The sequence below is a fragment of the Nonomuraea sp. NPDC049269 genome (assembly GCF_043197155.1).
In the GTDB taxonomy this organism is placed as follows: domain Bacteria; phylum Actinomycetota; class Actinomycetes; order Streptosporangiales; family Streptosporangiaceae; genus Nonomuraea.
This window is the reverse complement of record NZ_JBICSO010000005.1, coordinates 18,091-40,855: the sequence shown is the minus strand read 5'-3', so window position 1 is coordinate 40,855 and position 22,765 is coordinate 18,091. Positions and strand designations below refer to the sequence as shown.

Below are 22,765 nucleotides of genomic sequence, written 5' to 3'. Positions count from 1 at the left end.
TCACCTCCGGACCATGGTCACGCTGAAATCCTTGCCCCTGGCGGCGTAGTCCTTGGCGGCGATCGTCAACAGGACCCGGGACGCGTGGCCGAGCGGATCCATGACCAGCACCCGGTCGAGTCTGCCGCCCGGATCGAGCACGAGTACGTGATCCTCGTCGTACCAGCCCCAGAACTCCGCGAAGGGGAACTGGCGGGCGAGCAGCCCGACGGTTGTGCGCCGGCCGCCCTCGGCGAGGTCCCAGATGCAGTAGGTACCCCCGCTGGGGCAGGAGGTGGCGAACAGCTTCCCGCTCGGGGAGAACATCTCCGGGCCTCTGGCGTATCCCACCCAGTTGAGCGTGCGCGTCTCGCGTCCGGCCAGGTCGCGGACCCGCATGCCGTAATCCTTGGCTGTCTGGTAGGTCACCGCGACGCCCGTTCCGTCCGGCAGCCAGCCGTAAGCTCCCAGGTCACGAGGCTTCGCGCCGGCGGTGACGATCGTCGCGGCCTTCCGGGTGGCCAGGTCGATGATCACGAATCCCGAGGGCACCGGGTTCTCCCTCCCATCGACCTCCGTTCCCCTGGTCGTGGTGACCAGCAGCCGCCGACCGTCCCGCGACCAGGTCGGGAGCGTGGCGGGTCCGGTCGCGACGGTGAACTTCTGGCCGCCGGCCCGGTCGACAACGCTGACCGTGCCGGAACGGATCAGCGCCAGCCATGCGCCGTCAGGGGAAGCGGCTATCTCCGCCGCCTGCTCGTCGAGCTTGCGGAATCGGTCCGTGCCGGGGGCGCGCACGTAGACGTTCTCGCCGGTACGGTAGGCGACCACCTGTACCGGATCGGCGGGGTTCTCGTACAGGCTCGCCGCCGGCCCGGGTAAGGCGAGGCTGCCGACCGGCGAGGGCGGCGGCGACGGGGTGGGCTCGGCGGCCAGCGTCACCACCGACGGCGTGGGGGTGGCGGAGTGCGTCGCGGGCGGTGGCGGAGTGCGGGACAGCAACGTGTACACCGTGCCCGCCGAGGCGAGCGCGATGACCAGCCCGCCCGCCCCCGACAGCACCGCGAACCGCCACGACCGTCGCGGTGGCTCGGCCTTGGGGATGACCGGAGCGAGCTCGCCGGGAGCCACCGTGAGCAGGGAGTGGCCCACCAGCTTCAACAGAACGTCGCCCGCCGCCGGGCGTAACCCGGGATCCTTGGCCAGACAGTCCGCGACCACCCCGCGCAGATGCTCGTCGAGCATGCCCAGGTCGGGATCCGCGCGCAGGACCCGGTTCGTCGTCGCCGACATCGAGCCGCCATCGAACGGCGACCGCCCACTCGCGGCGAAGACCATCGTCGCCGCCCAGGCGAACACGTCCGCGGCGGGCCCGGGCGGCTCACCGGCGAAGTGCTCAGGAGCCAGGTAGGCCAGCGACTCCACCCTCCTGGTCTCATCCTCGGCGGTGGTCACCACCTCCTGGGCGACGCCGGTATTGATCACCGTGGGACCGTCCGGCCCGAGCAGCACGTTGTCCGGCCCGAACGCGTCGTGCACCGCCCCGGCCTGATGGATCGCCACCAGCGCGGTCATCGTCGAGATCGCCAGCCGGTGCAGCGCCGCACCACGCAGCGGCCCCGACCCGGCGACCGTCCGCTCCAGTGTGTCGCCGTCCACGAACTCCATCACGATGTACGGCAGGCCGTCCGCAACACCGCTGTCGATGATCTGGACAGTGTGGTAGGCGTCCGGCAGTCGCACCTTCTGAACGGCCGCCAAGACCGCGGCGGATCGAGACCGGAACACCTTGATCGCGACACGCTCTCCCGTGTCGCTTCTGGCCAGGTAGACGCTGTCGTCGGCCAGCGGTCCGTCGATGCTGTACTCGCCCAGTCTGCGGGGGTCCCCCGGGCGCAGCGAAGCCACCTCAGGCATGCACACCTCCGGTCGAGACAACCGTAGATCAATCATGACCCGGCTGCGGCATTTCCTCTTTTCGGTCGACGTGGAAAGTGCGCTGACGAACTCCGTATCATTCATGATCGTGATTCTCTTGGTGGTCCTGGGCATCCCGACGGCGCTCGTATGCGGCTCGATATTCTTCGCGACGCTGTCGGCTCCTCGTGGCCGGTGGACTCGTATGAGCCTGTATCCCCTGGCCGGGGGAGCGGTCGTGGCGACTTTCGGCATCGCGGTGATGGCGCTTACCGCGTGGTCCACGCAAGAGGACAAGCACTATGACGACTTCGATTCGGCATTGATCGACCTGGCAGGCATATTCGGTGGAGCACTGCTGATTTTCGGGTTGGGCCCCTTCGTCCCATGGCTGCTGGGACTGCTCCGGCGCCCCGCCGACTTTCTGCCTGCCGTACGTCATGTGTGTGGCGCACCCGCCCGAACCGCGGCGGGAGTGGCGACGACGATGGCCGCGGCCGCCGTCGCGACAGCGCTGATGATCATCGCACCTGCCATGACGGCGCAGGGAAAGGCGGACTACTATCCCGATGCCCGGCCAGGCGCACTCGTCGTGGAGGGCTTCTCCGCAGGTCAGACGGCCACCGTGCGGGCGGCCATCCAGTACGAGTTACCCGGCGTACCCATCGCGGAGAAGAGTGCTGATCGCGGACCGGGCTTCCTCAATGTGGGGACCGACTACGGCACCTGGCCTGATCCCTATATTGGTGACCAGGCGTTGCTGCGTTACCTCACGGGCGACCCTTCGACGCCTTATGACAAGGGCACGGCCGTGGTGGTCTCGACAGACAACGAAGAAACCGACTCCGCGGAGATCCGGTACTCCTCGTCCGCGACCGACGGCTCTCCCGTTACCAAGGCCATTCCGAAGATCACCATCAGACCCCCTGATCCCCGTTTCGGAAGACTCTTCATTCCCCGCGAGATGGTGCAAGACCTTGGTTTCCAGCTACAGCCCGATCAGTTCATCATCGACCCTTCGCACTATCACGTTTCGGCGACCGAGCAGGAGCGACTCGACCGCCGACTGGGCGGAATCGCCGACACTTACGTCGAGCAGGGATATCAGGCACCGACCGAATGGCTGTACGTCGTTACGCTGCTGATTCTCATCGCCCTCGCCGGCGCGCTGGCCGCCACCCGCTCGGCCGGCTCGGCGCGCATCCTGCTACGAATCAGCGGCGGCTCAGTCGCGGCGCTGCGGTTCCTCATCAGTTGCCGAGCGGCCGTCGGCGCGGCATGCGGCACGGCGATCGGCGCGACCGCCGGGTGCGCCATCGGCCTGTTCCTGGTATGGCCCATGACCACCTCGATCGACTGGGATCCGCCCCCGCGAGCACCCTTCGAAACCCCATGGACGGCGATCGCCATACCGATCGCCTCCCTGCCCGTACTCGCCGCCGTGATCGCGGCCCTTGTCTCCCCCACCTGGCTCATTCGGTCGGCTCGCACCTCGATACGCGGTCCTTTGACTGCTCCCGAGCCGCAGAAGATCGCTCCCACGTCAGAGCCTTAGCAGGGCGTCCGATCGGTGGGGACGTCGCTCATGCGAGTCCGGCTCAGAGACTTTCGGCCATGGGACGACAGCCGCCGAGGCAGGCGGGAAACAGAAGTGAGCACCGCCACCAGCCGCCGGTGATCGCTAACGTCAGATGATCGAGAAGAGCCTGCGTGCAGGATCGAGTGGCGCTCCACGATGGCTAAATCTGGATAGACCCGGGCATGGCTGACGGGCTCCTCCTAAGATCCAGCCCATGAGGAAGGACGACACCGCCGACATCGCCAGATGGCTGTGGCACGAGGTGGACCCCGGCGACTGGTCCGGCGAGGCGCTGCGGCTGCTGGGCGAGGGGCGTGGCCGGTTGGTGCCGGTACAGGAGCATGAGCGGCAGTACACCGGCGACCGCGAGTTTCGCGGTCTCGTCGTCCCCATTTCCTTGGAGGCAGAACCGTCCACCGCGTTCCGGCGGCACGCCGAGGCAGTGGAGAACGCGATCGGCGCTGCCAACAGCGTTGGCAGTCATGGCCCGACAGGCCCCTGGTACGAGCGGTCGCCGGATTGGGGAGCCCCTTTCCTGCGCTGGCGGCGGCCAGGCACCGAATCGCTTGAACTACGCGCCGCCGAGACCGGCGCGGAGCTTTCCCTGCAGCCGACGGAGCCGTATGAGGAATGGCGGGCGGCCGCGTTCGAGTGGGGAGAGCCGTCGCATTCGCCGGGTGGTTTCGTCATCGAGTATCTGGACGCCGCCAATGAGGGGCTCAGCACGCCGGGCGGGTTGCGGGTGCCTCGGTGGGCGGCGCTGCCACCTTTGCTGTCGGCGTTCGTCCGCACGTTGCCCGCCGAGACGTGCGCGATCGGCAGGAACGTGAGCGTGACCGTGTTCGGGGGAAATCGCCAGGTTCTTGCCATCCATTCCGCCGAGCGACTGACCGTCGTGGGCTGGTTCAAGTACTTTGTGCCGGACGAAGGACTGGGCTGGTCGCAGCGGGTCGAACGGACCGTGCGATCGTGGACGTTCGACGCGGGCGGTCCTGGCGAAGTGGATGGCGACTGGCTGGCACGACACCTCGTCGAGATTCTCAAGACGGAGAAAGTGTCCTCGATGGCGAAGCTGGGAAAGCATGTCCACAGCCTGGAGAACGCCCACACGGTGCTCCTCGGCCTGGGGTTCTAGCACGACCCACTCCTTCGGTGAGTCCAGTTCCTCTCACATGCCTCGAGCCAGCGCAGGTCCGCCTGAAGCCGGAGCACGATGCCCTCCAGCAACAGCGCCGCGTCCGAGCGGTCCGGCTCGGCCATGGCGGCGCGCTGGGCGTCACGCAGGCGGCGCAGCAGTTCGCGGCGCTGGGTGTCGACGATGGTGATCGGATCGGCCAGCCCGGCCGCCGCGGCCGCGATAAGCTTGAGATGGAACTCCGCGAGGTCACCTCTTGGCCAGTCCACCTCGGCGATCCACTCGGCGACTCGCTGTTGACCGCTGGGGGTGAGCGCGTACACCTTGCGATCCGACCGGTCGGAGCCCTCGGCAGACCTCTCGACCTCTAGCAGCCCGGCCTTTTCCAGCCGGGTCAGCGTGACGTAGACGTGCCCGGCGTTCATCGCGTCACCGAGAGGGCCGAGCGCGGCGCGCAGCCGCGCGCGCAGCTGGTAGCCGTGCGAGGGCTCCTTGGCCAGCATCGCCAGCACCACTTCTTGCTGCATTGGGCCCTCCCATAACCGTTATCCCACTATATCTAACGGTTAGCCCTGGCGGCGGCAAGCACCCCAGACGCTGGTCGGCTCACCTTCCTTGTGTCTCGGCTTCGTCTGCGGACATGGTGAGGCCGCCGCCGCTCAGGCTGAGGGAACGGATCGCCTCAGGGACTCCTGTCAACCGTGGATCGGTGGCGCCATGGAAGGCGGTGTCACTCACCTGGAAAAGATGAGGGCTCTTGAGCTCCAATCCGCACAAGTTCCAGAACTCGTCCCGCTCGACCTGGGGACGTGGCGGCACGGCCAACTGGACCAGAGCCGAGCCGACGTGTGGATGTTCATACCGAGTGTGCGCAGCCACGTATTTGGCCAGCCGCAGCTCGGCCTCCGCAGGCAGATCGGCGACCGGCCCTCTCACCGGCTCGGAGCCCCGTTCTGTCGGCGGTATCAACGAGTTGACCCACTCTCGCGTCGTCCCGTGGACCTCGCCGGCGAGATCGCGCAGGTGGCCCGCGAACCAGAGAGCCAGGCCAGGTCCTCCTTTCCGGACCCAGTCTTCGACCAGCCGACGGAATGCCTCCTCACGCCGGCTCGCCCGGCGATGCGTGCTTGCGGCAAGGATGGACTCCCCCGCGCCGGCGAACGCCAGGCACAGAGGCCGGACCGGGGTCTGACCGGCATGGTGGGCGTAACGCACCATACGGATCTCCAGCATCGCCTGGTGCAGGATCGTCGCAGCGGCCAACGAGCTGTCGTCCAGCGGCTCCTGCCGTCGCTGCCGCGGTGTCCGACGAGATGGCCGTGGCCCGGTCGGGGTTCGCGCGTCGAGGGCCCGGCCCGCCGCGGACAGGTGCCATGCCAGATCGTCCGGATGGACGGTGGCACGAACCGCCCGCAGGATGCCGCGTTTCCCCATGCCGATCGCTACCTGATTTGTCCCGCAATCTATGGTGATCGCGGATGAGTCGCGGGAATCAAAGTGTGTATCGGTGACCTCGTCAAGCCACAGCCATAACTCGGCGACTTCGCCGGCCGGCCGTTCAGCGGTATACCGGCGTCGGGCGGCCACCGCCAGGATGCCCGTCAACCGAGTGCCGATCCGTTCCAGCACCAGCGAGCGAACCTCGGCGGTGGCCAGGTCGTAGTCGACGCCGATCCCCGCAGCGACCTCCGTCGTCAGCGTCACCATGGGCGCTCTCACGACGCGCCCTCGTCCCGGCGGGGCCGGCGCCACTGCACGCGAGCCGTCAGGCGGCGATCCAATCGCCGAGCTGGGAGGTGACAGCCCTTCAAGGGCTGCCTACCCAGGATCTCTCAATGAGCCGATCGCGCGATGCCGGTTCACCCAGCCCCAGCTGCGCTACCAACCGTGTTGAGTCAGCTCTTCGGCCTGTACGGGCTACGAAACCGAGCGCGTCGCCTCAGCCTTCGCGGGGGTGAAGGTCCAGCCCGGCAGGCCGGGCAGTGGCCCGGTCGGCAGCGGACGGGCCTGCGGGCTGGACGCCTGGTCCGGCGGTACGGCGGCGCACCGGGCCCCCTTGGCGGGCACGATGAGCGACACCAGGTAGCGGTCGAACGCGCTGGTGACGCACTCTCCCCGGCCGTAGATGTGGTGGCCCCAGCCTTCGTAGGTGAGGAGCCTGGCCTCGCGGCCGATCTGCCGCGCGGCACTCACCGCCCACGGGTATCCGGTGGCGGGGTCGTGGAGAGCGTTGACGAGCAGCAGCGTCGGGGTCGCATCAACGTGCAGGCGACGCTGCGGGTTTGGGATCGGGGTGGGCTGGCCCAGGCAGTTGACGGTCAGCAACATCGCCCTGGGGCCGTAGCGCATGTCTGGCGCGATCTTGGCCGTGGTGCGAAGGTGGCTGGAGTACTCGCGGTAGTCGCGGATCGGCAGATGGAAGTCCTGGCACATGATCTGAACGGTGTTGTTGTACGTCTCCTCCGCCTGCGCGGGAGCCGCTGACATCAGTTGCGGGGTCGCGGCGCCGGTGTCGATCGCCACCAGCACCTCCGCCAGTTCTTTCCAGTAGGGCCCGTAGAAGGCGCCGATCACCTCGTTCTCGAGGACCATCCGAGGAAGCGGCGTGTCGGGTTGGCCGGGCACGTGTAACTCGCCCCGGTCGGCGCGGGCCCGCAGGTTCCCCCAGAACGCGCGAACGTCCTGGCCGTGCAGTGCGCAGGCGGTGTCCTTGGCGCACCAGGTGACGAACTCGTCGAAGGAGTCCTGGGCGGTCCATGCCACGGACCTCAGGAACGCGTTGGTGCCGAGGCTGTGGTCCACGTTGCTGTCGAGGGCCAGGGCGCGTACTCGGTGGGGGAAGCGTTCGGCGTACTGCTGGCCGATCAGAGTGCCATACGACAGGCCGTAGTAGGTGAGCTTGTCGTCGCCGAGGGCGGCGCGCAGGACGTCCAGGTCTCGGACAACGCTACCGGTGTCGACGTGGTCGAACAGCGGCCCCGTACGGGCTCGACAGTCCTGCTGTCCGGCGAGCTCATCGTCGACAGCCCACCGGGCGGCCCGACCAGGATCATCGCCGACATCCCGCGCCCGTACTGATCACATGTCACACAATGGCACCATGCGTGTGATCATCGCCGAAGACGCGGCCCTGATGCGGGAAGGCCTGACCGCCCTGATGCGGGAAGGCCTGACCGCCCTGCTGCAACGCTTCGGCCACCAGGTCGTGCACGCGGCCGAGGACGCCGACGAACTGCTGGAGGCCGTCTCCGGCCACCGTCCCGACGTCGTGATCACCGATGTGCGAATGCCACCGCGCAACCTCGACGACGGCCTGAGGGCCGCACTGGCGATCCGCGCCGAACACCCCGACATCGCCATCCTGGTGCTGTCGCAGTACCTCGGCGACGCCTACGCGGCCAAACTGATCGCCGAGCCCGCGAACCGCCCTCGCGGCGGCGGCGCCGGCTACCTCCTCAAGGACCGCGTCGGCCGGGTCACCGACTTCATGCACTCCCTCGACGTCATCGTGGGCGGCGGCATCGTCATCGACCCCAGGTCATCGGGCACCTCATGTCCCCCGGGCGCCCTCACGCGCTCGACACGCTCAGCGGGCGTGAACGTGAGGTCCTGGGCCGGATGGCGACCGGAGAGACCAACGCCCACATCGCCGCCGGCCTGCACATCACCGACGGCGCGGTCGTCAAGCACATCGGCAACATCTTCGCCAAGCTCGGCCTCCAAGCCCAGGACGGCAACCGGCGCGTCCTGGCCGTCCTCACCTACCTCCAGGGAGCCCGGCCGGACCTTGGGATGCGCGTCTTGAGCGGCGAGGCGAGGTAACCGACTCGCGACACCTGTAACCCGCCACGCAACTCTTCACTTTCTGCGATCAGTCAGTGGCATTATGAAATCGAAGATCGAAGCCCGACCCGCGATAGGGATGCAGGTTGCTTGCCTTATCGTCAGAACCAGCGACTACGAGCGCGCCACCGTTCGTAAACTCGGGAGACGTTCGGATAATAACGTCGCGAATAAAGCCCCGAGGCTTTATGCATGTGGGTGGAGCAGGATCGACTAAAGGTCGCCGCGGCCTGGCCGGCACAGCGGTGACCGCCGTGAGGTTTTTGAAACCAGGGCTTGGCACCATCCAACCGGGTCGGCCCGGCAGCTTCAGCACGTTGCTGCCAGCGATGATCCGTTCAGGGCGTTTGTGCTGATGAAGAAGTGTGGTCAGGGACAGGGTCGAACTGCCGATCTTCCGGTGGACGGTGGCCGGGTGACCTCGGGCTCGCCGACTGAGCGGGCACTGACTCTGTCGCGGGACGCTCATGTGTCGCGTAAGACGTCCCATAGCCGTCATTGACGAAGTTGCGTCAAGCAGAGTGGTGGTAGCTGACAATTGCGAGGCGTTGACATCGATTGCACATCCCGGCAGGCTTTGCGTAACTGCCTGGGGCAGGTGGTGAACCCGGTTTTTTTCGAGGTTGTTCCGAATAGCGTCGATCGATGTGTCCCCTCAGCGATGGTGGGGAATGCGTAGAGCCTCGTAACAGTAACTGGACGTCGACGGTCTCTTTCGCCTGCCGTTCGTGCGTCGCCGTCTCGACTCGTTTCTGAAGGCAGGGAGGTGTCGCGGTCTTGGCTGCTGTGGCGCATCCAGAGCCAGATCTTGAGTCGGTTTGGTCGTCTTCTTTCGATGGATCGGAGATCTGATGCGCGTCGCCCTCCTCACCACGACTCAGCATGGTCACCTGAACCCGTATGTTCCGGTGGTCAATGCGCTCCGAACTGCCGGCAGTGAGGTTGAGCTGCTGCTGTTGTCCGCGGACGGTGGCGCGCTCGACGAGCAGCGTCGCCAGGCCCTGGGCAAGGCCCAGGTCCACGCGATCGGGCAGGTCGAGATGGCGCCGTGGAGCGGCGACCCGGCGAAGATCGGCCCGATGCTCCAGTCGTCGCCGGTGGCGGACCAGACAGCTGACGCGCTCCGTGCGACGGCGCCGGACTTCGTGCTCGTCGATTCGCTGCCGGTCACGGCGTCGGCCATGGTCGGCGCACAGGCGTCCGGCGTGCCGTACGGGATGATCTGGGCAAATCTGGGTGGAGTATGCCCGAGCGAGCATCGACGAGGTCGCTGGCCGTACGACGAGCAGGTCGGCGACTATTTGACCGGGCACGGAGTGCTGTGGTCGACCCGGACTCATTCGGCGCGTTCACCGATTCTCAATTTGATGCCGACGATTCCTGCTCTCGTCGGGGACGACGCGGTCACCGACGACGGTGTGCAGCTGGTCGGGTTGCCGGGTGCGGCGGGGACCCGCGGCGACGAGGTCGCCTTCTCGGGCCTGGATCGGATCGACCCCGACCGCCCGTTGGTGTACGTCTCCTTCGGCACGATCTTCTACCGGCGGCCGGACCTGCTGCGCACGGTGATCACCGGGGCGGCGGCGACCGGTGCACAGGTGATCGCCGCGGTAGGAGATCTCGCCGAGGAGCTCGCGCTGCCCGACGAAGTGCTCACCGCCCCGTATCTGCCGCAACGTGAGGTGCTCGAGCGCGCCGACGTGTTCATCACCCATGGCGGATACAACTCCGTGGCGGAGTCGATCCGGGCGGCGACACCGATGCTGGTGATCCCGCTGGCTGTGGATCAGCCTGTCCAGGCGTACTTCGTGGGTAGCGCGGGCTTCGGGACGGCGTTGGAGCCGGCCGGCGTCACCGAGCAGGCGGTCGCTGACGCCGTCACCGATCTGCTCGATCCCGCCCGGGACTACCGGGCCCGGCTACGCGCCGCGCAGCCGGAGTGCGGCGATTCTGCCGTTCGCACGGCAGAGCTGGTCATCAGCACGGTCGAGACGCTACAGCGAAAGGGAGAGCAGTGACGATCGAACCGCGGCGGCCGGTGGGCGACCCGATCGTGGTCGATGATCTCGAGCGCCTCTCGTTCCGGGTGGATCGCCGCGCCTACACCGACGACGACCTGGCCGCACAGGAGATGACCAGGATCTTCGATCGCTGCTGGTTGTACGTCGGGCACGAATCGGAGGTGCCCGGGCCGGACTCCTACGTGGCACGCGACGTCGGCGGGCGCCCGGTGGTCATGGCGCGCGGGTCCGACGGGGTGATCCGGGTGTTCGCGAACAGCTGCACTCACCGCGGGGCTCTGATCTGCTCGCAGCCGGCCGGGCAGGCCAGATCGTTCCGGTGCCCGTATCACGACTGGACGTTCTCCAACCAGGGCGACCTGGTCGGGGTCCCGATCCCGGACGGGTACGGGCCAGGCTTCCGGAAGGCGGACTTCGGTCTGGCGCAGCACCGTAGTGACGGTTACCGCGGTTTCGTGTTCGTCACCTTCGATCCGGAGCAGCCGCGCACCTTGACCGAGTACCTGGCGGGTGCGACCGAGTACCTCGATCTGATCGACGACCAGTCCGAGGTCGGGATGGAGGTGATCCAAGGTGCGCAACTCCACGGAGCTCGGGCCAACTGGAAGCTCATGATGGAGAACAGCGTCGACATCTACCATTTCCGGGCCCTGCACAAGCGTTACGTCGGCTACATGGAGTCGCTGGGGTCGGTGCCACCACGACGACGAGGCGGCTTCGGCTGCGCCCTCGGACTGGGGCATGGAGCCAACGAGCTGCCACCGGCGGCAGCCCGCCCGCTCGCCTACTGGACGCCGATGTTCGGCGCCGAGGTCCGGCCGCGGATCGAGGCGACGGCCGCACGGTTCGTCGACCGGTTCGGCGCCGAACGCGCCCAACGGATCACCGGCACCAATCGTGCGGTGCTGATCTTCCCCAACTTGATGATCATCGACGCGATCGCGATCACGATCCGCAAGATCGACCCGATCGGCGCCGGCCAGATGGCCATCACCTCGGTCGCCCTGGCCCCCAAGGACGAGGATCCGGACATCCGCGAACTCCGCAAGAGCCACTACCTGACGTTCCTCGGCCCCGCCGGCTTCGCCACTCCCGACGACATCGAGATCGTCGAGTCGTGCCAGCGGGGTTATCTCAACCGCGCGGTCCGCTACTCGGATCTGTCACGCGGCATGAACAAGGAGGTCCCCGAGACGACCGACGAGCTTCCCGCCCGCGAGTTCTGGCGGCAGTGGGACCGGCTGATGCACGGCGACGACGGTCACCTCGAGGTCACCCACCGGGCCGAGATGCAAGGGGCGGAATTACGATGATCACCGAGCTGACGGTCGACGAAGCGGCCCAGGTGCGGTTGTGGCACCGGGTGAGCCAGTTCCTTTTCCGTGAGGCGCGACTGCTCGACGAGTGGCGCCTGCTCGAGTGGTACGACGAGATGCTGACCGACGACATCCGCTACTCGGTGCCGGCCACCGACGTCCGCGGCGAGACGGCCGATGCGCTCGGGCTCATCGACGACGACGCCGCCCGGCTACGCCAGCGGATCGAACAACTCCTCAACGGTGAGGTGTGGTGCGAGAACCCTCGGTCGCGGACGAACCGGATGATCAGCAACGTGGAGATCCTGACCGATCGGGGCACGCACCTCGACGTGGCGGCGAATGTCATCGTGTACCGGTTCGGGCACGGGCGCTCTGACGCCTACGTCGGAAAATGCCGGTTCGAGCTCGTCGTCGAGGGCGAGTCGTTCCGGATCCGGAGACGGGTCGTGGTGCTCGACCACGAGACGTTGTACGAGCACGGAAAGCTCAGCATCATCCTGTGAGCGGACAGTGACGGCGGCCGACCCTGGCAGCGTCCCACCCGTTGCCGCCGCCCAGCCGAGTCTCCCTCGCGAGGTCTACGTCCTCAGTGTCGTTGGTGGCTGCGTCATGCTGGGCCTGGGACTGGTGCTCCCGGTGCTCCCGGTGTACGCGGCGACGTTCGGGGCCGGGCCCACCCAGATCGGAGCGCTCGTCGCCCTGTTCGCGTTGATGCGGCTGGCCACCAGTCCGTTCTGCGGCCGGCTCGGAGTTCGTTTCGGGGAGCGGCGAGTCCTGGTCGCCGGCCTGCTGTTATGCGCGGTCTCCTCGGCCCTGACGGCGTTCGCCGGGTCCTACGAGCAGCTGCTCGTGTTCCGCAGCCTCGGCGGCGTCGGCTCAGTGCTGTTCTCGGTGTCCGCACTGGCGACACTCCTGGCGATCTCGCCGGCCGACCAGCGGGGCCGGGCCAGCGCCGTGTTCGAAGCAGGCTTCCTGCTCGGCGGGATCTGCGGACCAGCACTGGGCGGGCTCCTCGCTCTCATCGCCCTGTCCGCGCCGTTCCTGGCGTACGCCGTGCTGTTGCTGGCCGCCGCGGTACTGACACTGGCGGTGCTCCGCACCGGCCGAACCGCCGGCGCGGAGCCTGGCCGTGACGTGGTCCGGCTACCGGTCCTGCTGCGGGATCGACGCTACTTGGTGGCTTGCCTGGCGGCGTTGGCGCAGGGATGGGTCTTGTTCGGGCTGCGCAGCGCACTGGTCCCCACGGTGGTTGTGGCGTGGCGACATGACGTGACGTGGGTCGGGTGGGCGTTCACGATCTCCGCCGTCGTTCAGGCGTTGCTGATCATGCCGGCCGGCTGGGTTGTCGATCAGGCCGGCCGCCGGCCCGCCATGATCGCCGGCACCGGTGTGGCCGCGGCGGCGATCACCGCCTTGGTGTTCGTGGACGGGTACGCCTGGCTCGTCGTCCTGCTCAGTGTGTACGCGGCGGGATCAGCGCTGCTCAACGCCGCACCGGCCGCGCTGATCGGTGACGTCGTCGCCGGCCGGGCCGGCAGTGGCGTCGCCGTCTTCTCGATGTGCACCGATGTCGGCGCCGTGGTCGGACCGGTCGTCGTTGGGCTCATCGCCGAGCGGGTGAGCGTTCCGGCCGCCTTCGGCAGCGGCGCCGCGCTGCTGGTCCTCGCCTTCGTGGCGTCGTGGACGTTGACAACTGTTCGGCCAACACCAAGGAGTTGATCGATGGACCAGCCGTCTGCCCGACATGAGCGGGGTGAGGCCATGTTCCAGCAGGTCTTCGGCCGCGAACCGCGACCGGGTTCCTACCCGGAGTTCCTGCAGATCACCGTCGACCACTTGTTCGGTGAGATCTGGACCCGTCCGCACCTGAGCGTCGAGGAGCGCGAACTGGTCGCGCTGACCGCGGTCACGCTGGCGCGGACCGATTGGGAGTTACGCGGCCACATCGGTGCCGCCCTGCACCTCGGGATGTCGCGAGAGAAGATCGTCGAAGTCATCATTCAGCTCGCCTACTACGGTGGCTGGCCGGTCGCCAACAACGGGCTGCGCGTCGCCCAGGAGGTCTTCGCCGAGCTGGACGGCGCCACCGGAAAGGACGGCGGACCATGACCAGTGAACCGTCTCCCCTCGACCCGGCCGAGAAGGTCGACCTGTGGCGCCAGCGGTTCTTCGAGGCCCAGGCGGCCGCGGAGGAGTTCATCCTGGGAGAGCACGGCGAAGCAGGCCTGGCCGCGTGGATCCAGGCGAACTCCCGCATCACCGCGCAGCTACTGCAAGCGCAACGGCCCGACGGGGTATCCGCCACCGATCACTTCATGACCCGGCTGCAGCGTCAGCTGTTGCTGTACGACTCGGCAGTGACCAGTGAGCCCCAGCCCTCGGGCACCGTCCTGCGCAACGCCGACTGTGGGATCCTCAGGTACCGCAAACAGGCCGCCCGCGCCGGCGTCGTACTGACGTTCTCGTCACCGTGCCCGTACTGCCAGGAACTCAACACCGCCATCGCCGCCCGCTACGTGGAACCGGACGTCACGGTGTCGTGCGAACAGGCGGGCGACGGGTGCACCTGGCGCGCGGAATCTCCTCACGCTCCAGGAGAGGACGCGGCCGGATCACCGCACCGCGGACGAGCCGGTGATTGAACCAACGGCAGTGCCGTGCGGTCGTTGACCGGCGACCGGCTGACGTCGAGCGTCATGCCGAGTTGCCGGCCCACGGCCACACACAGGTCGAGCGCCGCGGTGCGGGTCAGGTCTTGATGATCGTTCTGGGTGAAGCACGCCGACGCCACGTTCTTGTTCCGTAGGCGCAGGTACCACGGGAACAGCGATCCCAGTGCGGGCTCGGTCAGCATCGTGCGCGAATGCACGATCGTCCCCACCAGCAGGTTGCCGAACGGGCGTTGACTGGCGTTCATGAAGCTCTTCAAGCGTTCCTGGAAGATCTTCAGCACCGCGGGTACGTTCCCCGCGTACACCGGCATGGCGAGCAGCATCGCCTGCGCACCCTCGGCCAGATCGACGACATGCTCGAAGTCGTCGTCGAGCGTGCACCGGCCCACCTCGGGATCAAGGCAGGTGTCCTCGCCTTCGCACATCGCGATGCGATGGTCGATCAACCGAATCCGCTGGATCTCCGCGTCACCGACCTCCCGGACGACGCCGGTGATCGCCGCCTCGAGCAGCGCGTCGGTCAGCGACGGGAGACGCTTCTGCGTGCAGGATAACGCAACGATCTTCATCCGAAGGGTCTCCCCTGTCCGCTCAGCGCCACCCAAGACCGGCCACCTGGCGAAGCCCCCGTCGCCGCACATTGAGGCCCCCTCAACTTACCCACAATTGGGCGCTACCGAAATGGGTATCGAAAAACCACGAGTGCGCTCGTGGTCGCAGTGCATGGCTAACACCAGGCGGCTCCTTCCATACCCTGGAGACGAACTTCCGGGCTCATGCGCTGAGCTGCGGTCTCGGCGACTTCGACGACCGGCCGTACAGTTCCCGGTAGACCTCGCGCAGTTCGACGGCTTCGGCCAGGCCGTACTCTTCGACGCCCGCGATGACCTCCTTGGCCCGCCAGTACGCGCTGCGGGTAGGAACCGCAGTGGACACCTCGACACTGTCGAGTGAACGCAAAGGCCGGCTGTACGTCGACCTCGCTCGTGCGCATGCACAGCGTCGTCAGGTTGATGAGGCGGTGGCCGTGCTCCTGGAGGCCGAGTCCATCACGCCGGAGCAGATCCGCAACCATCGCGTGGTCCGCCAGTTGGCGTCTGACCTGCTAACCATGCAGGATCCCGCCTCGCCTGACCTGCGTGGGCTGGCCGAGCGAGTGGGCGCGTAGAAAAAATGTGACTTCGCACCTGCCGTCCATTCATTGGCGGGCCAACGTCAAGCAAGGTCTTCGCAGGCGGAGCCTGCCTCGGGAGGGCGTCCGAGCGAAGCGAGGCCCTCCAGGGGTCGGGGCTTTGGCCCGACTGGAGGCAACGTCTGAGCCCCGCAAGCGCGAAGCGCCCAGAAAGCGAAGCCCGTTGTGCGCCGCAGGCGCCCTCAGAAGAACGTCCGGAGCGAAGTGGAGGCCCTCTGTGGCGGGGCGGGCATCAGACGGCCAACCACCGAATCGGATTACGGGTGGGTACGAGAAAGGCCCCCCAGGATGAGGGCCTTCCAGCGTATGTGCGGCCGGAGGTACTCGAAACCCCAACCTTCTGATCCGTAGCAAGGTCAGGGCCGTCCAGACGCATCCGTAGCCGTGTTTGGACGCTGCTTTGGGCCGCTCTTCGAGTGGGTCGCGTCTACGACCCTTCATGATTGTCCGGAGTTGTTGTTAGCAAACGCGTTAGCAAGATCGACACTCTGTACCGCTGTTCGCGCTCTCGCCCAGCACTCGTCTCCCCGTGTCTTCTCATGCCTGATCGGCCCGATCGGAGGAGGGGTGGTCATGGCTCCAAGGTGCCGACCGTCCGACGGCACGGTGGTGACGCCTGAGCCGAAGGCCGGACTCGTCATCCGGCAGAGGTCTATTCTGACGATTAGGCGTTCCGGAACCCGCCGCCAACGACACGAGGACGCCGACCACCTACATCAGGGTCTTGACCTGCAGTTCCAGGGTGGAAAGGGTTCAGTTGCATCGGTAGCGTGGAGGCGTAACAGCTTGGAGGTCAACGATGTCCACCCCGCATCAAGACAGCGAGGCGCTGATCCCTCGTCCGCCACTGACCACCGCCGCCCTCAGGGCAGCAGTTGCCCAGATCACTCCGGCCTACCTCAGCCAGTTTGTCGACCACCTCGACCAGGCGACAGAGCAGGCGGCGCGGCAGAGCACCGTGGCACCTCTGCAGAACTTCTTGCAGCAATGGGGTGAGTTCGTGGCGATTCAGCGCTATCCCGCCCGAGCGGCCCGCCTGCACGCATTGGAGAGGGAGGTCGCCACCGCGACCGACAGAGCCAAGTTGGACTCAGCCTTGGCCGAAATCAACGAGATCACGACATCCGCACGCCGAGAGGTCGTCGGTGAGTGACGCCTGGACCTGGGAGTACAACCCCGACGCCGAGCATGTCATTGCTGGGCTTCCTCCGACCGTCATCCTTGAAGTTGAGCGGCTTGCCGACCAACTCGCAGTTCTCGGGAAGGATGCGGTCTGCGCCGGTAGAGGCCCGTTGCATGGGGGAGGTCTTCGGACGCTCGATCTGTTCGGCGGCCGCGGGTTCCTCAACTTCATCGTCGCGGAGCATCTGCGCGTTGTGCTGATCGTTCGCGTTACCTGGATAGATTGACGCGCCCTCGCCTACACCTCAGAAAAGTTGAAAAGGCCCGCACCCAGGTTCTCCCTTAGGTGCCAGTCGGCTTTCAAGGATCGTGGGCAGATCCAAGCTCAGGCTCGTCAGGATGCGGGCGACGACCGCTAGAAGGAAAGTGATCCTGAAGACATCCCAGGAGCTTAGGTGTCAAGCCGCGAGGTCTTGGGTGTGGTGTGGCCAGGCGGTGGCTTCGTTGTAGGGGGTCCGGGTTTTGAGGCAGCCGTGCAGGATGCCGACGAGTCGGTTGGCGAGTTGGCGTAGTGCGGCTTGGTGGCTGAGGTCGCGGGCGCGTTGTTTGTCGTAGTAGGCGCGGGCGCCGGGTGAGGCGTTGAGCGCGGCGAAGGCTTGGCTGCTCAGGGCGTCGCGGAGCCGGTCGTTGTGGACATAGCGGGCGCAAGACCGACCGGCTGGATGAGCCCGTTCAGCGCGCCAGCATCGTTCAGGACAGTCCCACATGGACCAACGCCCCCTCCCCGGTCTTCCTGGAACGCGCCCGTACGGCGGTGAACTGCAACCCAAACTGCAACCCGGATCAGAGCGTCAGTCCTCGTAGTCCTCGAACTCCCACAACCCGATCCGGCCGATCTTCTCAGCGAGTTCGCCCCATGTCGGGGCCTCCAGTACGGCGATACGGTCGCTCAACCAGCGCGTCACCTCGGCGGGACGCAGCTCGCGAACGAAGAGGTAGTGCCGGCCGATGAGGAAGTGCTGATGGCGCAACTGTTCGGCAAGGGCGGATGGAGTGCACACGGTGATCTGGAACTGCTCGTCACCCGGCTCGTTCTGCGGACCGACGTACATCTCCAGGAGTTCGCATGCGTTGGTGGGATCGTCGATGCCACGGCGTTCAAGATCCGGCCAGCGGAAGAGGGGCACGCGTGCTCTCATCACCCAATGATCGCGCAGCCAGCAACGCGGAGGAGAGCTGTCAGCTTGGGAAGCCTTTCGAGATCATGGCCCCTGGCCTGGGGAAGCGGTGACCTGCGGGCGACGCCTACGCCGACGGCGTCCGCCTGGACTTCCTGACCGTCGACGAGGTCTACGGCGCCTGCACCAACTACGCCTGTTCCTGCAACAACACGGGCAGGCCTACGTACTGCGGGTGCGTTCCTCCTTCACCCTGACCCTGGGCGGCGGCACCAGCCTGACCTGCGCCCAAGCCGTGGCCCGGCACTGCAAGCCCAAACGCGCCTGAACCATCCGCTCGGCCGGAGACGGCTCCGAAGGCGAGCGCACCTACGCCTGGGCCTGGATCGCCACCGCCAGCCCCGTCCACTATCTGCTGATCCGCAAGCACCTCAAGACCGGCGAGCCAGACGGTCAACGCCCCGGGGAGTGCGAGGGGCCGGGGCCCCGCGCCGGGGTTTGGGGCGCAGCCCCAATAGACACTGCCTGAGCGCAGCGAAGACCGTGCTTGTAAGCAGGGAACGCAGCCTGAGCGCAGCGAAGACCACGGTTGTGGGCCTGAGCGTGGTGGAGGGTGTCGTTTGGGGGATGATTGGCTGTGTTGAGGACCGAATGAGGAGGGCACCGGTGACCCGTCAGATCGTCTCCGTTGTGGGTGGTAAGGATGCCGCCGGCACCGACACCTACGAATCGACCAACCCCGCACGCATCACCGAGGTCGTCGCCCGTGTCGGCCTGGCCGATGCCCAGACCTTCGCCGACGCCTGCCGCACCGCCAAGGAGGCTCAGCGGGAGTGGGCCAAGGTTCCGGCCCCGGTCAGAGGGCGGGTGATCGCGTCGATCGGGCGGCTGGTCGAGGCCAATGCCGAGGCGCTGGCGCACCTCGTCACGCAGGAGATCGGCAAGCCGTACGCCGAAGCCCTGGGCGAGGTGCGGGAGATCGTTGACACATGCGACTTCTTCCTCGGCGAGGGTCGCCGCCTGTACGGGCAGACCGTGCCGTCGGAGATGCCGGACAAGAAGCTGTTCACGTTCCGCAACCCGGTCGGAGTCGCGGCGGTGATCACCGCCGGTAACTTCCCGGTCGCGGTGCCGTCCTGGTATCTGGTTCCGGCGCTGCTCTGCGGCAATGCCGTGGTGTGGAAGCCGGCCGAGTACGCGGCGGCGTCCGCGCACGCGATGTACCAGTTGTTCGCCGCCGCGGGGCTGCCCGACGGGGTGCTGAACATCGTGTTCGCCGACGGTGTCCAGACCTTCCGGGGGCTGGAGCAGGCGCTGGAGGAGGGCACGGTGCACAAGGTCGGGTTCACCGGGTCCAGCGAGGTGGGCAGGAAGATCGGGGAGCTCACCGGGCGGCACCTGCAGGCGGCCTGCCTGGAGTTGGGCGGGAAGAACCCGATGGTGATCATGCCGGACGCCGATCTCGATCTGGCCGTCGAGGGGGCGTTGTTCTCCGGGTTCGGTACGGCGGGTCAGCGCTGCACCAGCCTCGGTACGGTCATCGTGCATGAGAGTGTGCACGCGGAGTTCGTCGAGCGGTTCGCCCAGGCCGTACAGAACGCCAAGATCGGCGACCCGGAGCAGGACGTGCTGGCGGGACCGCTGCTCGACCAGAAATTCGCGGATCGGTACGAGGAGTACCTGACCTGGATCCAGCCCCACCACCAGGTCGTGTCAGGAAATGTCGGAAAAATCTCCAAAGAAAGCCCGCGCCGCGACTTCACCGGCGACGGCGGCCTCTACTACCACCCCGTCGTGGTCGATGGCGTCAAGGCCACCGACCAGCTGTTCCTGGAGGAGACGTTCGGGCCCATCGTGGGCGTGACCACGTTCGAGACCATCGACGAGGCCATCGAGTTGGCCAACCTGCCCGGCTACGGCCTGTCCAGCTCGATCTACACCACCGATGCCAGGCACGCGTGGAAGTTCCGCGAGGGGATCTCCGCCGGCATGGTCAGCGTCAACAACTCCACCTCCGGCGCCGAGGCGCACCTGCCTTTCGGCGGCAACGGCAAGTCCGGCAACGGCAGCCGCCAGTCCGGTATCTGGGTACTCGACCAGTTCACCCGCTGGCAGGCGATGAACTGGGACCACTCCGGCCACCTGCAGAAAGCCCAGATGGACGTCGTGGACATCGCACCGGATATGAGCTTCCGGCTCTAGATCCTTCTACCTTGAAGGAAGAAAGCCACCCTGCCGGGAAGCGCGGGCTTCCCGGCAAGTGATGGTCGTGTCACGATATCGGCGCCTTCGATTACAGGGAGAAGCCGATGAGTGACGATCCGACACCGTTAAGGACGATCAAGACCAAGCGGACGCTTCGGCTGCGGGCAGGCTTCCCCTGCCGCTGGAGCGTGTGGAGCGCCAACGGCAAAGGCTGGTTCCCGCGCGACACCCCACCGGCGCGCGACCTCGACGGCCTGCCGTACTTCCACGGCGACGACCTGGTGCTCGACGTCCCGCGCGAGCCGCTGACGATCAGGGCGGCCAGGGGCATGGAGTACGGCTCGGCGGAGACCACGCTCGTGCCTGGCGACGGCGAGACGCTGGTCGAGCTGGCGCCGCAGCGCATCTACGACGCGGCTGCCCGCGGCTGGTACGGCGGTGACCTGCACGTCCACCTCAACCGGCCGTCCCGGTGGGTGGCCGACTCGCAGCACGGCGAGGACCTGCACGTGATCAACCTGCTGCCGGGCGACGAGCAGGACATGGCGGCCGTCGAGCACTGGTCGGGCCGCGATCTGCCGTGGTCGGACGAGACGCACGTGGCCCGGGTGGACCTCGCCCACCACGCGCTCGGCCCCGAAAGGTGCCACGACACGGTGCGGAAGCTGCGCGAGCGCGGCGCGCTCATCGGCTACGCCAACGCCTTCTACGGCCCGGTCGAGACGCCCGAGCAGCTCATCGGCGCGGGCGATCCGGAGTACGACGCCCGGTTGTCGGTGGTCGACGCGGCGCTCGGCCTGGTCGACAGCTTCTGTTCGGCGATCGGCTCGGACCGCGCCTACCGCAGGCTGATCGGCGCGGGCAACCGCGTCGCCGCCGTCGCCGGTACGGCCCAGCGGCTCGGGCCGATCGGGCGCGAACGCACGTACGCGCACGTGGACGGGCGGCTGACCGCCGAGTCCTACGCCGACGCGGTACGGCACGGCCGCACGTTCGCCACGACTGGACCGTTCCTTGAGCTGTCGGTCGAGGGCCACGGCCCCGGCGCCACGCTCGACCTGACTCCCGGCAGCAGGGTGCGGGTCATCGGGCGGGTGATCGGGCCGCTGGTGGAGAACGTACGGCTGCTGACCGCCGACGGCGAGCTGGCCGCGGGGCCGCCCGGCGAGGTGACGGCGGAGCTGACGGTGATCTGGCCGACCTACGTGGTGGCGGTCGCCGAGGGCGGCGGCCAGGTACGGGCGCACACGAGCCCGGTCTATCTGGACGTCGAGAGCCGGCGGGTGGCCAGGGAGGAGGACGTGACCTTCTGCCTGCGCTGGCTGGAACTGCTGGAAGAGCTCGTCAAGGACCGGGTGAGCGCCGACTACCTGGCGGTCATGCAGGAGGCCCGAAGGGTCTACCAGTCCCGCCTGGCGTGAGAAACGGAGGAACGCGGGCCCCATCGGGGGTGCCCGCGTTCCTCCGTCTCACTTCACGACCGGGGTCAGACCTGGCCGGCCTTCTCCAGGGCCGAGCAGCAGGTGTTCACCAGCAGGCGGGTGACCACGTACGGGTCGACGTTGGCGTTGGGGCGGCGGTCCTCGATGTAGCCCTTCTTCTCCACCTCGACCTGCCACGGGATGCGTACGGAGGCGCCGCGGTTGGAGACGCCGTAGCTGTACTTGTTCCACGGGGCGGTCTCGTGGGCGCCGGTCAGGCGGCTCTCGATGCCCACGCCGTACTGGGTGATGTGCTCCATCGGCTTGTCGCCCTCGCCGAGGGCCTCACAGGCGGTGATGATGGGCTCGTAACCCTCGCGCATGGCCTTGGTGGAGAAGTTGGTGTGCGCGCCGGCGCCGTTCCAGTCGCCACGGGCGGGCTTGGCGTCGAGCGTGGCCTCCACGCCGAACTCCTCGGCCGTGCGGTAGAGCAGCCAGCGGGCGATCCACATGTGGTCGGAGACGTCCAGCGGACTGGCCGGACCCACCTGGAACTCCCACTGGCCCGGCATGACCTCGGCGTTGATGCCGGAGATCGCGAGGCCGGCGGCGAGGCAGCGGTCGAGGTGGAGCTCGACGATCTCACGGCCGAAGATGGCGTCGGCGCCGACACCGCAGTAGTAGGGGCCCTGCGGGGCGGGGAAGCCGCCCTCGGGGAAGCCCAGCGGGCGGCTGCCCTTGAAGAAGGTGTACTCCTGCTCGATGCCGAACCACGACTCCTGGTCGGCGAACTGCTCGGCGATCGGGCGGAGCAGGGCGCGGGTGTTGCTCTTGTGCGGAGCGCCGTCGATCTCCTCGACCTCGCACAGGACCAGCACGTTGGCGCCGCCGCGAATCGGGTCGGGACAGGTGAAGACCGGACGGAGCACGCGGTCCGACGAGTGACCCTCCGCCTGGTTCGTGCTGGAGCCGTCGAAGCCCCAGACCGACGGCTCGGCTCCGTCAGCGAGGATCTTCGTCTTCGAGCGCAGAAGTGCGGTGGGCTCGGTGCCGTCGATCCAGATGTACTCAGCCTTGTAGCTCACGTCGGTCCTTTCAGGATGTCTCACAGCCACGCCGAGTCTTCCGGCTGACCGTTTCCCGGTTTTTGCCCGAATGTGAACGTCGTGTTAATCAACCCGG

Annotated in this window: 21 protein-coding genes and 2 pseudogenes; 14 read left to right on the top strand and 9 right to left on the bottom strand. The window is 67.3% G+C overall.

Annotated elements, in window-relative coordinates; translation table 11 throughout:
• Complete coding sequence (locus tag ACGFNP_RS27750; protein WP_393323771.1) at positions 1–1,896, bottom strand: protein kinase; 1,896 nt, start codon at positions 1,894–1,896, stop codon at positions 1–3.
• A gap of 34 nt (positions 1,897–1,930) precedes the next feature.
• Here ACGFNP_RS27750 and ACGFNP_RS27745 point away from each other — a divergent pair, with 34 nt between their 5' ends.
• On the top strand, positions 1,931–3,451 hold the full coding sequence (locus tag ACGFNP_RS27745; protein ID WP_393323768.1) for a hypothetical protein: 1,521 nt from the start codon (positions 1,931–1,933) through the stop codon (positions 3,449–3,451).
• A gap of 238 nt (positions 3,452–3,689) precedes the next feature.
• Entirely contained in the window at positions 3,690–4,610 is a 921-nt protein-coding gene (locus ACGFNP_RS27740; protein WP_393323765.1) for a hypothetical protein, read from the top strand.
• Here the strand turns inward: ACGFNP_RS27740 and ACGFNP_RS27735 are convergent.
• The 3 genes from ACGFNP_RS27735 to ACGFNP_RS27725 all read right to left on the bottom strand — a co-directional run bounded on the left by ACGFNP_RS27735 (position 4,607) and on the right by ACGFNP_RS27725 (position 7,535).
• The gene (locus ACGFNP_RS27735) at positions 4,607–5,137 is read right to left on the bottom strand and encodes a PadR family transcriptional regulator (protein ID WP_358313714.1); all 531 of its coding nucleotides are present in this window, start codon (positions 5,135–5,137) and stop codon (positions 4,607–4,609) included. The two genes, ACGFNP_RS27740 and ACGFNP_RS27735, sit on opposite strands and share 4 nt — an antisense overlap.
• Before the next feature lie 79 nt (positions 5,138–5,216).
• Positions 5,217–6,317 carry a hypothetical protein gene (locus ACGFNP_RS27730; protein ID WP_393323761.1) on the bottom strand — a complete coding sequence of 367 codons (1,101 nt, stop codon included), beginning with the start codon at positions 6,315–6,317 and terminating at the stop codon, positions 5,217–5,219.
• 210 nt (positions 6,318–6,527) lie between these two features.
• Positions 6,528–7,535, bottom strand: a complete 1,008-nt coding sequence (locus ACGFNP_RS27725; protein WP_393325073.1) for an alpha/beta hydrolase — start codon at positions 7,533–7,535, stop codon at positions 6,528–6,530.
• A 175-nt stretch (positions 7,536–7,710) separates the two neighbouring features.
• Here ACGFNP_RS27725 and ACGFNP_RS27720 point away from each other — a divergent pair.
• The 7 genes and pseudogenes from ACGFNP_RS27720 (at position 7,711) to ACGFNP_RS27690 (ending at position 14,435) form a co-directional block, all read left to right on the top strand.
• Positions 7,711–8,432, top strand: a pseudogene (locus ACGFNP_RS27720) (response regulator).
• Between the two features lie 872 nt (positions 8,433–9,304).
• Positions 9,305–10,471 (top strand): glycosyltransferase, encoded by a 1,167-nt coding sequence (locus tag ACGFNP_RS27715; RefSeq protein WP_358313725.1) that lies wholly within the window; start codon positions 9,305–9,307, stop codon positions 10,469–10,471.
• A complete protein-coding gene (locus ACGFNP_RS27710; RefSeq protein ID WP_393323757.1) occupies positions 10,468–11,787 on the top strand; it encodes an aromatic ring-hydroxylating dioxygenase subunit alpha in 1,320 nt (439 codons plus the stop codon). The genes ACGFNP_RS27715 and ACGFNP_RS27710 overlap by 4 nt, the downstream gene beginning before the upstream one ends.
• Positions 11,784–12,296: an aromatic-ring-hydroxylating dioxygenase subunit beta gene (locus ACGFNP_RS27705; protein ID WP_393323754.1), complete on the top strand. Its 513-nt coding sequence runs from the start codon at positions 11,784–11,786 to the stop codon at positions 12,294–12,296. Before ACGFNP_RS27710 ends, ACGFNP_RS27705 begins: the two co-directional genes overlap by 4 nt.
• Before the next feature lie 7 nt (positions 12,297–12,303).
• Complete coding sequence (locus ACGFNP_RS27700) at positions 12,304–13,512, top strand: MFS transporter (RefSeq protein ID WP_393323751.1); 1,209 nt, start codon at positions 12,304–12,306, stop codon at positions 13,510–13,512.
• A gap of 3 nt (positions 13,513–13,515) precedes the next feature.
• Complete coding sequence (locus tag ACGFNP_RS27695) at positions 13,516–13,902, top strand: carboxymuconolactone decarboxylase family protein (protein ID WP_358313737.1); 387 nt, start codon at positions 13,516–13,518, stop codon at positions 13,900–13,902.
• Positions 13,899–14,435, top strand: coding sequence for a hypothetical protein (locus ACGFNP_RS27690; RefSeq protein WP_393323747.1), 537 nt, complete (start codon positions 13,899–13,901; stop codon positions 14,433–14,435). The genes ACGFNP_RS27695 and ACGFNP_RS27690 overlap by 4 nt, the downstream gene beginning before the upstream one ends.
• Here ACGFNP_RS27690 and ACGFNP_RS27685 read toward each other — a convergent pair.
• Positions 14,378–15,070: a flavodoxin family protein gene (locus tag ACGFNP_RS27685; protein WP_393323744.1), complete on the bottom strand. Its 693-nt coding sequence runs from the start codon at positions 15,068–15,070 to the stop codon at positions 14,378–14,380. The two genes, ACGFNP_RS27690 and ACGFNP_RS27685, sit on opposite strands and share 58 nt — an antisense overlap.
• Positions 15,071–15,239: 169 nt before the next feature.
• Complete coding sequence (locus tag ACGFNP_RS27680; protein ID WP_393323741.1) at positions 15,240–15,401, bottom strand: hypothetical protein; 162 nt, start codon at positions 15,399–15,401, stop codon at positions 15,240–15,242.
• Between ACGFNP_RS27680 and ACGFNP_RS27675 the strand changes: the two genes are divergently transcribed.
• From ACGFNP_RS27675 to ACGFNP_RS27665, 3 genes are all read left to right on the top strand, one after another.
• Complete coding sequence (locus ACGFNP_RS27675) at positions 15,394–15,633, top strand: hypothetical protein (RefSeq protein ID WP_393323738.1); 240 nt, start codon at positions 15,394–15,396, stop codon at positions 15,631–15,633. The genes ACGFNP_RS27680 and ACGFNP_RS27675 overlap by 8 nt on opposite strands.
• A gap of 823 nt (positions 15,634–16,456) precedes the next feature.
• A complete protein-coding gene (locus ACGFNP_RS27670; protein WP_393323735.1) occupies positions 16,457–16,810 on the top strand; it encodes a DUF6247 family protein in 354 nt (117 codons plus the stop codon).
• A complete protein-coding gene (locus ACGFNP_RS27665) occupies positions 16,803–17,066 on the top strand; it encodes a hypothetical protein (RefSeq protein ID WP_393323732.1) in 264 nt (87 codons plus the stop codon). Before ACGFNP_RS27670 ends, ACGFNP_RS27665 begins: the two co-directional genes overlap by 8 nt.
• 171 nt (positions 17,067–17,237) lie before the next feature.
• On the opposite strand, the pseudogene ACGFNP_RS27660 reads toward ACGFNP_RS27665, so the two are convergent.
• Together ACGFNP_RS27660 and ACGFNP_RS27655 are read right to left on the bottom strand one after the other, a co-directional pair.
• A pseudogene (locus tag ACGFNP_RS27660) lies at positions 17,238–17,483 on the bottom strand (IS110 family transposase); the annotation flags it as partial.
• A 147-nt stretch (positions 17,484–17,630) separates the two neighbouring features.
• Positions 17,631–17,978 (bottom strand): Imm8 family immunity protein, encoded by a 348-nt coding sequence (locus ACGFNP_RS27655; protein ID WP_393323729.1) that lies wholly within the window; start codon positions 17,976–17,978, stop codon positions 17,631–17,633.
• Positions 17,979–18,623: 645 nt separating this feature from the next.
• Between ACGFNP_RS27655 and ACGFNP_RS27650 the strand changes: the two genes are divergently transcribed.
• Both ACGFNP_RS27650 and ACGFNP_RS27645 read left to right on the top strand, forming a co-directional pair.
• On the top strand, positions 18,624–20,159 hold the full coding sequence (locus ACGFNP_RS27650) for an aldehyde dehydrogenase family protein (RefSeq protein WP_393323726.1): 1,536 nt from the start codon (positions 18,624–18,626) through the stop codon (positions 20,157–20,159).
• A gap of 107 nt (positions 20,160–20,266) precedes the next feature.
• Positions 20,267–21,583, top strand: a complete 1,317-nt coding sequence (locus ACGFNP_RS27645; RefSeq protein WP_358313770.1) for a CehA/McbA family metallohydrolase — start codon at positions 20,267–20,269, stop codon at positions 21,581–21,583.
• 65 nt (positions 21,584–21,648) lie between these two features.
• Here ACGFNP_RS27645 and glnII read toward each other — a convergent pair whose 3' ends face one another.
• On the bottom strand, positions 21,649–22,668 hold the full coding sequence (gene glnII / locus ACGFNP_RS27640) for a glutamine synthetase (RefSeq protein ID WP_358313772.1): 1,020 nt from the start codon (positions 22,666–22,668) through the stop codon (positions 21,649–21,651).
• Positions 22,669–22,765: the final 97 nt, after the last annotated feature.

Coding starts and splice junctions, on each gene's coding strand:
- ACGFNP_RS27750 (WP_393323771.1), bottom strand. CDS start 1,896: ATGCCTGAGGTGGCTTCGCTGCGCCCGGGGGACCCCCGCAGACTGGGC.
- ACGFNP_RS27745 (WP_393323768.1), top strand. CDS start 1,931: ATGACCCGGCTGCGGCATTTCCTCTTTTCGGTCGACGTGGAAAGTGCG.
- ACGFNP_RS27740 (WP_393323765.1), top strand. CDS start 3,690: ATGAGGAAGGACGACACCGCCGACATCGCCAGATGGCTGTGGCACGAG.
- ACGFNP_RS27735 (WP_358313714.1), bottom strand. CDS start 5,137: ATGCAGCAAGAAGTGGTGCTGGCGATGCTGGCCAAGGAGCCCTCGCAC.
- ACGFNP_RS27730 (WP_393323761.1), bottom strand. CDS start 6,317: ATGGTGACGCTGACGACGGAGGTCGCTGCGGGGATCGGCGTCGACTAC.
- ACGFNP_RS27715 (WP_358313725.1), top strand. CDS start 9,305: ATGCGCGTCGCCCTCCTCACCACGACTCAGCATGGTCACCTGAACCCG.
- ACGFNP_RS27705 (WP_393323754.1), top strand. CDS start 11,784: ATGATCACCGAGCTGACGGTCGACGAAGCGGCCCAGGTGCGGTTGTGG.
- ACGFNP_RS27695 (WP_358313737.1), top strand. CDS start 13,516: ATGGACCAGCCGTCTGCCCGACATGAGCGGGGTGAGGCCATGTTCCAG.
- ACGFNP_RS27690 (WP_393323747.1), top strand. CDS start 13,899: ATGACCAGTGAACCGTCTCCCCTCGACCCGGCCGAGAAGGTCGACCTG.
- ACGFNP_RS27670 (WP_393323735.1), top strand. CDS start 16,457: ATGTCCACCCCGCATCAAGACAGCGAGGCGCTGATCCCTCGTCCGCCA.
- ACGFNP_RS27655 (WP_393323729.1), bottom strand. CDS start 17,978: ATGAGAGCACGCGTGCCCCTCTTCCGCTGGCCGGATCTTGAACGCCGT.
- ACGFNP_RS27645 (WP_358313770.1), top strand. CDS start 20,267: ATGAGTGACGATCCGACACCGTTAAGGACGATCAAGACCAAGCGGACG.